Annotated in this window: 12 protein-coding genes; 5 read left to right on the top strand and 7 right to left on the bottom strand. The window is 63.5% G+C overall.

Annotated features, from left to right (window positions below):
* From GAL01_RS05240 to GAL01_RS05210, 7 genes are all read right to left on the bottom strand, one after another.
* A complete protein-coding gene (locus GAL01_RS05240; protein ID WP_062028613.1) occupies nt 1–606 on the bottom strand; it encodes a response regulator transcription factor in 606 nt (201 codons plus the stop codon).
* Nucleotides 603–1,781 (bottom strand): sensor histidine kinase, encoded by a 1,179-nt coding sequence (locus GAL01_RS05235; RefSeq protein WP_231865258.1) that lies wholly within the window; start codon nt 1,779–1,781, stop codon nt 603–605. Before GAL01_RS05235 ends, GAL01_RS05240 begins: the two co-directional genes overlap by 4 nt.
* Entirely contained in the window at nt 1,727–2,278 is a 552-nt protein-coding gene (locus GAL01_RS05230; RefSeq protein WP_174694449.1) for a hypothetical protein, read from the bottom strand. Before GAL01_RS05230 ends, GAL01_RS05235 begins: the two co-directional genes overlap by 55 nt.
* Before the next feature lie 107 nt (nt 2,279–2,385).
* Nucleotides 2,386–3,636, bottom strand: a complete 1,251-nt coding sequence (tyrS, locus tag GAL01_RS05225; RefSeq protein WP_062028609.1) for a tyrosine--tRNA ligase — start codon at nt 3,634–3,636, stop codon at nt 2,386–2,388.
* A 116-nt stretch (nt 3,637–3,752) separates the two neighbouring features.
* Nucleotides 3,753–5,159, bottom strand: coding sequence for a hypothetical protein (locus GAL01_RS05220; protein ID WP_062028607.1), 1,407 nt, complete (start codon nt 5,157–5,159; stop codon nt 3,753–3,755).
* Nucleotides 5,156–6,082, bottom strand: coding sequence for an ABC transporter ATP-binding protein (locus GAL01_RS05215; RefSeq protein ID WP_062028605.1), 927 nt, complete (start codon nt 6,080–6,082; stop codon nt 5,156–5,158). Before GAL01_RS05215 ends, GAL01_RS05220 begins: the two co-directional genes overlap by 4 nt.
* A 118-nt stretch (nt 6,083–6,200) precedes the next feature.
* On the bottom strand, nt 6,201–6,866 hold the full coding sequence (locus GAL01_RS05210) for an alpha/beta hydrolase (RefSeq protein WP_062028603.1): 666 nt from the start codon (nt 6,864–6,866) through the stop codon (nt 6,201–6,203).
* Nucleotides 6,867–7,003: 137 nt separating this feature from the next.
* On the opposite strand from GAL01_RS05210, the gene GAL01_RS05205 reads away from it, so the two are divergent.
* From GAL01_RS05205 to GAL01_RS05185, 5 genes are read left to right on the top strand one after another with little or no spacing between them, the layout of a single operon-like run.
* Nucleotides 7,004–8,104 (top strand): cysteine desulfurase family protein, encoded by a 1,101-nt coding sequence (locus tag GAL01_RS05205; RefSeq protein ID WP_255308571.1) that lies wholly within the window; start codon nt 7,004–7,006, stop codon nt 8,102–8,104.
* Between the two features lie 14 nt (nt 8,105–8,118).
* Complete coding sequence (locus GAL01_RS05200) at nt 8,119–9,261, top strand: cysteine desulfurase family protein (protein ID WP_099253148.1); 1,143 nt, start codon at nt 8,119–8,121, stop codon at nt 9,259–9,261.
* Nucleotides 9,262–9,282: 21 nt separating this feature from the next.
* The gene (locus GAL01_RS05195; RefSeq protein ID WP_062027361.1) at nt 9,283–9,597 is read left to right on the top strand and encodes a ferredoxin family 2Fe-2S iron-sulfur cluster binding protein; all 315 of its coding nucleotides are present in this window, start codon (nt 9,283–9,285) and stop codon (nt 9,595–9,597) included.
* Nucleotides 9,598–9,602: 5 nt separating this feature from the next.
* Nucleotides 9,603–10,688 (top strand): tRNA 2-thiouridine(34) synthase MnmA, encoded by a 1,086-nt coding sequence (gene mnmA / locus GAL01_RS05190; RefSeq protein ID WP_062027359.1) that lies wholly within the window; start codon nt 9,603–9,605, stop codon nt 10,686–10,688.
* Nucleotides 10,688–11,335: a glutathione S-transferase family protein gene (locus GAL01_RS05185; protein ID WP_062027357.1), complete on the top strand. Its 648-nt coding sequence runs from the start codon at nt 10,688–10,690 to the stop codon at nt 11,333–11,335. The genes mnmA and GAL01_RS05185 overlap by 1 nt, the downstream gene beginning before the upstream one ends.
* Nucleotide 11,336 lies beyond the last annotated feature (1 nt).

Here is an 11,336-nt window from a genome sequence, read left to right as displayed (position 1 = left end):
TTACAGCCAGCCGTTCGCGCGGGCGATCCGGCCGGCTTCTATGCGGTTCCGGGCATCCAGCTTCTGGACGATTTCCGAGAAATAATTGCGGACTGTTCCTGAGGACAGGGACAGTTCTTCCGCAATTTCGCGGTTCGTGCGCCCGGCTTCGGCCAGGCGGAGCATGGTGCGCTCGCGTTCGGAAAGGGGATCGGGCAGGGCGTCCCAGACGGCTTCGGCCAGATCGGGGGCGATGGCCCGTCCCCCGGCGGCGACCTTGCGGATGGCGGCGGCAAGCTGCGTGATGGGGGCGTCCTTGAGCATGTAGCCGCGCACCCCCGCCTGCAGCGCGCGCCGCAGATAGCCGGAGCGTCCAAAGGTTGTCACGATCATGACGCGGCTGGGGAGATTTTCCTGAAGGATTTTCTCGGCAAGTTCGATGCCCGTGACATGGGGCATTTCGATGTCGGTCAGGACCACATCCGGGCGGTGTTCGCGGATCAGGTCGAGCGCCTCGCGCCCGTCAGTGGCGCGTCCGACGATCTGGATATCGTCTTCAAGATGCAGCAGGGCCTCGAAGGCATCGAGGAGCATGGTCTGGTCTTCGGCAAGGATGAGGCGGATCATGGCAGCGTCGTCGCAGTCAGTGTGAAGCCCTGGGGGCGGGGAGAAATGGTCAGGGTGCCACCAGAGGCGGCAAGTCTGGCGCGCATGCCGCGCAGACCGTTGCCTTCGACGATGGCCCGGGCGGGTTTTGTGGCCTGAAGCGGGCCGTCATCTTCGAGAGTGAAGGTGTGGATGTGTCCGCTGGCATCGTACAGGAAGGTCAGGGTGCAGGTCCGGGCTTCGGAATGGCGGATGACGTTCGTAACGGCTTCGCGCAGGGCCAGGGCAAGCACGCTGTTCGGCGGGGCGTCGGCGGGAGGGGCGCGGCCGGTCAGTGCGAGTGTGATGCCTGCGGTGTGCAGGGCCTTGCGGGCACGGTCCATTTCCCGCAGGAGGGACGCGCCGTTCATGCCGGATACGGCTTCGCGCACTTCGCGCAGGGATGTGCGGGCGATCTGGCTGATTTCGTTAATTTCCTGCCGGGCGCGGGGGGGATCAGCCATGAACAGCCGTTCTGAGAGTTCGGCCTTAACGGAAATGACAGTCAGGGAATGGCCCAGAAGATCGTGCAGGTCGCGGGCGATGCGTTCGCGCTCTGCTGTGGTGGCGAGGGTACGGATCTCGTTCTGGGCTTCGCGAAGTTCGAAATTGCGGATGCCGAGCTGCCACTGCACCAGCGTGCCCATATAGGTGATGATGCTGAAAAAGGCGCCGGGAATGACTTCCAGTGTGGTCTTGTGCCGGAAGTGGCCGGAGATGATGAGCACGACCTGCAACAGGATGACCATCGTGATGGACTGTCGCCTTTCGGGAAGGCGTGCACACATTCCGGCGGCGAAAATGCAGTAGACTTCCCAGTCGCCATGCGTCCAGGCACAGGCATAGCCGATCAGATCGGTGAGGATGATTTCGCCATAGCCGTAATAGCGGTCTTTGCGGTAGGGCGCGAAATAGACCAGCAGGAACAGCAGCATGGCCGCTGCCGAGAACAGGACGCCCGGAAGTGTGGGGCGGTGATAGCCCAGCAGCCAGGGAACCGGATAGAACAGCAGGTAGCTCAGATAGGCCACCAGATAATGGTTGAAGTGCGGCCAGGGCGTCTTGCGATCCGCCAGATGGCGGGAGAGGGAATCCGCGGCCATCAGGTGACGGTGATGGAAGCCGGTTCCGCAGGCAGGAACAGGCCGGACCGCCACAGTCGCACCGCGCTTCCTGCCCAGATGGCGAGGGCTGTGCCGAAACCTGCGACTTCCAGATGGTGAGGTTCGGGCAGAAGCATGGAAAGGCCGGAAATCAGGACAATGGCGCCGCCCATGAAGACATGCACCGGTTCTTGCAGGGCGCAGCCCAGCGGGACGTAAGACAGGCCAATAATGGCCCCGAGCATCGGATAGAACAGATCCAGCCGGTGATGGGAATGGGTCCATGATGCGGCAGCGAAAATCCCTACGAAACGCAGGATCTTGATGCGACGGGTCAGCTTCGGGTCAACGGAGATTTCGGGGCGTCGGAGGATGAGGTCGCGGCGGGCGAACCCGAGGACAAGAAGGAGCGTCGGGATGGCGATGAGCGCGACGGTCAAGGCCGGGGGAAGACTGGCCGCCTGTGCGCCGCGCGTGGCCCAGACGGCGGCGAAGGCCAGTCCTGCACAGTCAGTCAGCAGACCACGCCAGTTTTTGCGTTCCGTCATCATCCGCGCCGTGTCTCCGTTGGGCACCCTGCGGCGAGGATGCCCGTTCCGGAGGAGAAAAAACAGGGTATCCTGTCAGGATTGGCGGATGACATTGGTCATGAGGGGTTTCAGACCGGACGGAGCAGGATGTGCTTTTTCTTGCCGGACGACACCTTCAGGACGCCGTCGCGCAGATCGTCGAGGGTGAAGGTCTGGTTCTCGTCCGAGACCACCACGTCATTGACGCGACCGCCTCCGCCACGGATCAGGCGGCGCGCTTCTCCGCCACTTGCGGCCAGTCCGGCTTCCTGAAAGACGCGGAATGCGGGCAGGCCCTCGGCAAGCAGAGTGGCGGGCAGGTCGATCTCCGGCAGGGCAGCCTGTGTGGAACCCTGCTCGAACACACGCCGGGCCGTCTCGGCGGCCTCTTCGGCAGCGGCGCGGCCGTGGCAGATGGCGGTGGCTTCAGTGGCGAGGATCTTCTTGGCTTCGTTGATGTCCGCGCCTTCAAGTGCGCCGAGACGTTCGCACTCCTCGACGGGAAGATCTGTGAAAAGTTTGAGGAAGCGGCCGACATCGGCGTCTTCGGTGTTGCGCCAGAACTGCCAGTATTCGAAGGCCGGCAGACGCTCCGCCCGGACCCATGTGGCGCCGTTGGCGGACTTGCCCATTTTCGCACCTGAGGAGGTGGTCACGAGCGGCGTGGTCAGACCGAAGATCTGCTTGCCATCGGTGCGACGGGCCAGATCAATACCCGAGACGATGTTGCCCCACTGGTCCGAACCGCCCATCTGGAGAACAGCGCCGTGGCGGCGGTTCAGTTCGCGGAAATCGTAGGATTGCAGGATGGAGTAGTTGAACTCCAGAAATGTCAGGCCCTGTTCCCGCTCCAGACGCTGCTTCACGCTGTCGAAGGACAGCATGCGGCTGATGGAGAAATGCGCGCCGACATCCTGCAGCAGGTCGATGTAGGAGAGCTTGTCCAGCCAGTCGGCATTGTTTGCGAGGATGGCGCCGCTGGACGGGTCTTCATCGCTGAAAGTGATAAACTGGCGCAGGGACTTTTCGATCCCCGCAATGTTGTGCGCGATTGTCTCGTTCGTGATGAGGGAGCGGGCCTCGTCGCGGAAGGACGGATCGCCGATCTTGGCCGTACCGCCGCCCATCAGGGCGATCGGGCGGTGGCCGTGTTTCTGGAGCAGGCGTAGCGCCATAATGGAGAGCGCATTGCCGACATGCAGGGAGTCTGCTGTCGGATCGAAACCCACATAGGCGGTGATCGGTCCGGCCAGCAGGGCCTCGTCGAGGGCGTCGAGGTCGGTGCACTGGAAGATCAGGCCGCGGGCCTGGGCTTCGAGAAGGAACGGACTCTTTGTCATGGGTCGGTCTTGCTACGCTACTGCTGAAAAGAAGGGACATAAACCCTAGCATGACCGGGACCGGAGCGGAAACTCCGGAGCCCGGCGAGGCATCGGGCCGGGCGCTTATTTGACGCTTACTCGGTCTCGTAAGGCCAGTCGGAGCGGGCCATGCGCGACGGAACAACAAAGAAGCACAGCGCCCCAAGGGCTGCGAGAGCCAGAGCGATGGGCCCGAAGATGCGGGTTCCCAGAATGAACGGGTTGCAGATCTGGAGCAGGAAGGCCGGGGCGATGCTGGCCGCAACGATAATGCCCTGCGGAGGCTGCTTCATGACGAGAAACGGCAGCGGGCAGCAGAATGTCACCCCGAGCATTGCGACCAGAAGTTCCGCGCCATCCAGCAGGGCATGGGTGGGGGTAAGGGGTTTGAAAAGCGTGACCGGCAGCATGAGGCTCAGCGTCCGGAGCGGGGCCGTCATGAAAATTCTGCTGGCTTTGGCGGCGAACACTGCGCGCACGAAACTGAGCCGGCTGCCGAAACGTCCCGTCGTCAGGAGCAGCGGCCAGTGCTTGCGGTTGCTGATCCAGCCGTCCTGAAGGGCGATCAGGATCGTCATGCCGGGCGTCAGATGGGCAATCCGGGTGCCGAAAGAGCCGTGTCCGAGCGGCAGGCTACCCATGAACAGGATGATGCTGGCAGGCATAATCAGGCTGATCAGCAGGTCGTTGCGCTGGCTGGTCGGGGAGGCTGGGGAGAGGAGCATCTGCCGGAGCTGATAGAAGCTGAGATCCTGCGGTGCGACGCGCGGGGCGCTGTCCGGCATCGCAAATTCCGGGGCAGATGCCGTAACGCCATCCGTGGGTGCCAGCATGGCCGGGGAGTGCAGACGGTTGGGCAACGTCATGATGGCCGCCGTCAGCAGGCTCATCATGGCGAGATCGGCCGGGATGGTCAGGACGGCCGGGCGCGTGAGTGCCCAGAGCGGAAAATCTGTTGCGAAGGTCAGGAGCACCAGGCCGAGCAGCAGGGTGACGCCAATCACCGTCATGATGCCCTTGACCCTGCGGGATGTCTGTTGCGGCGGGGCGTACCACTGGACGACGGCCGGAACTGTGTTGAGAAGGGTGTAGAACAGCGTGTCATGCAGGGGCAGTCCGCTCCAGGCCAGCAGGCCTGCGAGGGCGATGATGGCCACAATGGACGTCAGGGCTGCCGCGCGGGCCTCGGCATGAAGCAGACCGGGGATGGCTGGGGCCTGGGATGCGCCGATCTGGTTGCCGGAATGGGTTTGCAGGCAGTTCTGTATAAAGGTTGCGGCGATGGCGGCGTTGAAGACGTTGGCGTGTTTAAGCGCCTTTCCCAGCCCCTGCGTCAGGAGGGCCGTGTGCAGATCATGGGCCGTCATGCCCGCAAGAAAGATGAAGAATCCGGCCGTGTAGACCATCGGATTGCCGACGATAAAAACGCGTGTGCCGTATAGCCGCAGCGCCCGGATCGTGTCTTTGCGTTCCAGTGCGCCCGAGGGCAGGAAACTCATCATGCCGCGCTGTCCGATCCTTCAGCATGGGCCGGGGTCGTGCGGGGGGCTGTGATTTCCAGAAAGGCGTCCTCGAAATCCGGCACGACTGTCAGGGTATTTTCGGGGAGACTGAGGTCTCCTGTCCAGCCATGCACCAGCAGCGCATCGGGGCGCTGTCCGAGGATCTGGACGTCCGGGGGGAGGAGCGCGAGAAGCTGGGCAGGCGCGGGGTGTTCGAGCCAGCGTGTGGTGGCGCGGAACGTCCCGGTCGGCACGTCCAGCACCACGCGACCCTGCCGGACGAACAGCAGACGCGAGCACATACGTTCAAGATCGGACAGGATATGCGACGAAATCAGGATGCTCGCGCCCGTCCGCTGCGTGTAGGCGTCGAGCAGGTTCATGAAGTCGCGCCGGGCATGGGGGTCCAGGCTGGCGACGGGTTCGTCCAGAACCAGAAATTCGGGATTGTGACGCATGGCGAGAACGATGGCCAGACGCTGTTTCTGACCACCCGAAAGCGCGCGCACCTGTTTTTTCGGATCGAGGTCTGCCCAGGCGATCAGGGCAGGATCAACGGGAGGAAGTTCGCCGTAGAAGGCGGCGATATAGTCCATGAGCTGGCCGACGCGGAAATTGCCGAACCCGGTCATGGTCTGGGGCACGAAGCCGGTTCTGGCCCGGATTTCACGCGGGAGAGCTGCGATGCTGTGACCGAAAATATCGATGCTGCCGCCATCCGCGAGCAGGAAGCCCATGAGGCAGCCAATCAGTGTGGATTTCCCGGCCCCGTTGCGCCCCAGAAGGGCCACGGTTTCGCCCTGCGCGATGGAGAAGGAGACGTCGTCCAGTGCTTTGAAACTGCCAAAGCTCTTGGTGAGGTGCGAGACCTCGACGGGGAGGGACAGGGGAGCGCCGGGGTGCAGAATGTTTCGGTCTTGCATGAAATATCCGGTTACATATTTGTCTGGACAGGGCAAGAAAATCCGGGGGCCGGAATCAAAAAGGCTCTCCGTGAGGGAGAGCCTTTTTGAAGGTGTCTGGTGGGAATTATGTCCCGGATCAGTCTGCGGCCAGAGCCAGTGCCTTGCGGCCGCGCATCGTGTTGACGTGGTCTTCAAGCGCTTCGCCGACACGATCGGCCTGTTTGGCGAAGATGTGGTCGGCGTCGTCGAAAATGCGGTAGTCGACGGTGACGTTCTTCTGGGTGTTGAGCTTGTCCACCAGCTTGTGAATGCCGGGTTCGGGCGCCATTTCGTCCTTGCCGCCGGCGATCATGAGGCCGCCACAGGGACAGGGGGCCAGAAAGCCGAAATCGTAGTCGTTGGCCGGGGGAGCTACGCTGATCCAGCCGCTGATTTCAGGGCGGCGCATCAGAAGCTGCATGCCGACGAAGGCACCAAAGGAATAGCCCGAGATCCACAGTTCGGTGGAGTTCGGGTTCACCATCTGCATCCAGTCAAGGGCTGCTGCCGCATCGGAAATCTCGCCAATACCGCCGTCATAACGGCCCTGGGAGCGGCCGACGCCACGCGAATTGTAGCGCATGACCGAGAAACCCATTTTCTCGAAGCTGCGATACATCGTGTACGTGATACGGTTGTTCATGGTGCCGCCGTGGAGCGGATGGGGATGCAGCACCAAAGCAAGCGGAGCGTTGGGTTCGCTGGAGTGGTGGTAACGACCCTCAAGCCGACCGTCTGGGCCGGCGAACATCACTTCAGGCATGAATACTCTCGCGCTGTGTCAGGCAGGATTGGAACTCTGCCGTCCGGTGGTGCTGTGTATACCGATTCGCAAAAGCCGATTTCCACCAAAATCGACATGCCATTGCGATTTCCACCCGTTTGCCCAATCTGGAAAACATGATGACTGCGCTGAAAACTGTTTCCGGGACGACCTATCTGGACGCCAATGCCACCGAGCCGCTGCACCCCTGTGCGAAGGAGGCGGCGCTGGAGGGGATGATGCTGTCGGGAAACCCGTCTTCGGTCCATGCTGAAGGGCGGGAAGCACGCCGGTTTCTTGAAGATGCCCGCAGCCGGATGGCAGCGGGTTTCGGGCGGATTTCCGGCACCTGCGTGTTCACGTCCGGGGCGACGGAAGCCGATGCGATGGCGGTTCATGCTTTCGGGCAGGGACGCCGGATTTTTGTTGGGGCTACGGAACATGATGCCATCCTCAAGGCCGCGCCCGGAGCTGAAATCCTGCCTGTGAATGGGGACGGGATTGTGGATGTGGAACACCTCCGGGCTCGGCTGCGCGAGAGCGGCCCGGCACTGGTCTGTGTGATGTCCGCCAATAACGAGACGGGGGTGCTTTCGCCGCTTGAGGATGTGCTGGCGGTCTGTCGCGACTCGGGTGCGCATTTGCATGTGGACGCTGTGCAGAGTGCGGGACGGGTGCCGTTCGCGCTGGGCGAGTGCAGTGTTGCGGTGTCGGGGCACAAGATGGGGGGGGCTAAAGGGGCTGGCGCGCTGCTGCTGGCGGAAGATGAGCCCATGGATGCGCTTGTGGCGGGGGGTGGTCAGGAGCGGGGCCGCCGGGGCGGGACGCAGGCGCTTCCGGCCATTCTGGGCATGGCGGCCGCGTTTGATGCGGCGCGTCTGCAGGACTGGGCTCTCATACAGCGTCTTCGGGATCGGGTCGAAGCCGTGGCGAAAGCTGTTGGTGCGCGGCCTGCCGGGGAGGAGGTGGCGCGGCTGCCGAATACGAGCTGTCTGATTCTGGATGGTGTGGCGGCGCAGGTGCAACTCATGACGCTGGATCTGGCGGGGTTCTGCGTGTCTGCGGGCTCGGCCTGCTCGTCAGGGAAAGTGTCGTCTTCGCATGTGTTGCGGGCGATGGGGGAGACGGAGGGTGCCGCGCAGGCCATCCGTGTTTCGCTTCCCTGGAATGTGCAGGAGGCTCAGGTCGAGGCGTTCTGTGAGGCGTATGAGACGATGGCGCGTCGTCTGCGGAAATGATCGGGGCAATGGGTATGATCTATCTCGATCACTTTTCGACAACGCCGTGTGATCCGGCGGTCGTGAAGGCCATGCTGCCCTGGTTCGGGGAAGATTTCGGCAACCCGCACAGTCTGCATGGACCGGGGCGGAAAGCGGCGCAGGCCGTGGAGCGGGCGCGGGAGAGCGTGGCGCGGCTCATCGGGGCGGAAGCGCGGGAGATCGTGTTCACGTCCGGTGCGACGGAAGCGAACAACCTCGCCATCAAGGGGGCGGCGCGGCATCTGGCGCGGCTGGGCGATCCGCGACGGCGGATCATCACAGTCGCAACCGAGCATAAATGCGTTCTGGAATCGGTGCGGGCGCTGGCGTCTGAAGGCTTTGAGGCGGTTGTGCTGGGCGTGGATGCTGACGGGCGGGTTGATCCCGAGGCTTTGCGCAAGGCGCTGGAGGTGCCGACGCTGCTGGTCAGTATCATGGCGGCTAACAACGAGACCGGCGTGTTGCAGGATATTCCGCAGCTTGCGGGGATCGTGAAGGCGGCGGGCGCGCTGATGCATGTCGATCTGGCGCAGATGGCCGGGAAAATGCCGGTATCGTTGAAGGATGTGGATCTGGCGTCCGTGTCCGCGCACAAGATGTACGGACCGAAAGGGATCGGGGCGCTGTATGTCCGGCGTCGTCCGCGTGTCCGGCTGGAGCCGCTTTTTTCCGGGGGCGGGCAGGAGCGCGGGTTCCGCTCCGGAACGCTGCCGACACCGCTGGTTGTCGGGTTTGGAGCGGCTGCGGAGCTGGCTGCGGTGAGCATGGCCGAAGAAGCTGTGCGGCAGGCGGTGCTGCGGGATGATCTGTGGGCGCAGCTTCAGGGCGGCCTGCCGGGGATTGTCCTGAACGGGCGCACCGTGCCGCGTCTGGCGGGGGCGCTGAATGTCTGTCTGCCCGAGGGACTCCGGGCGCTGGACGTGCTGGAAGCCTGTCCGGATGTCGCTGCTTCGACCGGATCGGCGTGTACGGCGGCGGAGATTGCACCCTCTTATGTCCTGACGGCGATGGGACTTTCTGCGCAGAAGGCGTCGCAATGCTTGCGCCTGTCGGTCGGACGCTCTACCTCCAAGGCCGATATTGACCGTGCGGCCGGGCTTCTGATCGCAGCCGCGCGGACGTGCCAAACCAACTGAAACCGGAAAAAGCGTACGACTATGCCCAAGATGACCTTTATCGAGCGTGATGGAACCCGTCGTGACGTGGACGCGCCTGTCGGACTGTCGGTGCTGGAAATCGCGCACAAGCACGACATTGACCTTGAAGGCGCCTGCGAAGGCTCGCTGGCCTGCGCGACCTGCCATGTGGTCGTCGATCCGGACTGGGCCGCCAAGCTGGGCACGCCGACGGATGACGAGGAAGACATGCTCGATCTGGCGTTCGGTCTGGAAAAAACGTCCCGTCTGGGCTGCCAGATCGTCATGACGGATGCGCTGGATGGCCTGACCGTTCGCCTTCCGAAGGCGGGCTGAGCACCATGCGGATCCTCGTTGCCATGTCGGGAGGCGTGGACAGTTCCGTAGTGGCCGCGCTGCTCAAACGGCAGGGCCACGAGGTGATTGGCGCGACCCTCCAGCTCTACGACCACGGGCAGGCGGCCAAGCCGGGCGCGTGCTGTGCGGGGCGTGACATCATGGATGCGCGCGCCGTGGCGGACCGTCTGGGCTTTCCGCACTACGTCATTGATGCGGAAAGCCGCTTCCGAGACAGCGTGGTCGAGAGCTTTGCGGATGCCTATGCGCGTGGCGAAACGCCTGTTCCCTGCGTGGCCTGCAATCAGGGCGTGAAGTTCACGGATCTTCTGGGCATGGCGCGGGATCTGGGCTGCGAGGCCATGGCGACCGGGCATTACGTCCGCCGTATCGAAGGGCCGGAAGGGGCGGAAATGCACCGTCCCGTCGATGCGGAGCGGGACCAGACCTGGTTCCTGTTCGCGACGACAAAAGACCAGCTCGATTATCTGCGCTTTCCGCTGGGCGAGATGCCGGACAAGGCGCATGTGCGTGCGCTGGCCGAAGAGCTGGGGCTTTCCATCGCCGCCAAGCCGGACAGTCAGGACATCTGTTTCGTCCCCACCGGCTCCTATGCCGAACTGGTCGAGAAGCTGCGTCCGGAAGTGCGGGGCGAGGGCGAGATCGTGGACGAGGCTGGCCAGGTTCTGGGCCGGCACGAAGGCGTGGCGCGCTATACGGTCGGGCAGAGCAAGCGTCTGGGGGACATCCACACCGCGACGGGCGAGCGCCAGATGGTGACGCGCATTGATGTCCCGAAGCGGCGCATCGTGGTCGGGCCGCGCGTGCAGCTTTCGGAAGCCGACAGTCGCCGGACCGTGCGCCTGCGCGACATGAACTGGCTGATCGACGCCCCGGCTGAGGGCGTGCGCTGTGGCGTACAGATCCGCGCGCGGGAAAAGCTGCGTGAGGCGCTTGTAAAGCCGCTGGAGAATGGTGGCGCGCTGGTGGAACTGAACGAGGCCGCGATGCCCGCGCCCGGTCAGGCCTGTGTGCTGTATGACGGAAGCCGCGTGCTGGGTGGCGGCTTCATTACTGCGGGAGACGCCTGATGGCGGGTATGCTGCTTCTGGGGTCGCGTCGGTATTCGTCCTGGTCTCTGCGGGGCTGGCTGGCTGTGCGGCTGGCGGGGCTGGATGCGACGGAAGAGGTTATCGCGCTCAAGGGCGGTGGCCGGACGACCGAGATCCATGCGCGCTCGCCCAACCGGATGGTGCCGTATCTTCAACATGACGGCGCGGATATCTGGGAAAGTCTGGCGATCTGCGAATACTGTGCCGAAATCGCACCCTCGCTCTGGCCTGAAGACCGGATCGTGCGGGCCCATGCCCGCAGCATCAGCGCGCAGATGCATGCCGGTTTCCGCCCGATCCGCCAGAACTGCTCCATGGATGTTGAGCGTACTCCCGCGCCTCTGCCGGAAATCAGCGAGGAACTTGCGGCCGATGTGGCGCTGCTGAGCCGCACGCTCGAAGGCGCGCTCCTGCGCTCAGGACAGCCGACGACGTTCCTGTTCGGGGAGCGGATGACTGTGGCGGACTGCATGTATGCGCCGGTTGCCATCCGCATTAACACGTTTGAACTGGCTGTTGATCCGGTCGTGAAGACCTGGGTGCGGACGATGCTCGATCATCCTCTGCTGCGGGAATGGTATGCGCTGGCCGAGGCCGAACCGGCGGAGTGGCGTCTCGTTTACTGAG

The sequence above is a fragment of the Gluconobacter albidus genome (assembly GCF_002723915.1).
GTDB lineage: Bacteria > Pseudomonadota > Alphaproteobacteria > Acetobacterales > Acetobacteraceae > Gluconobacter > Gluconobacter albidus.
Note: the sequence above shows the minus strand (reverse complement) of the source record. Positions and strands in the feature narration are given on the sequence as shown.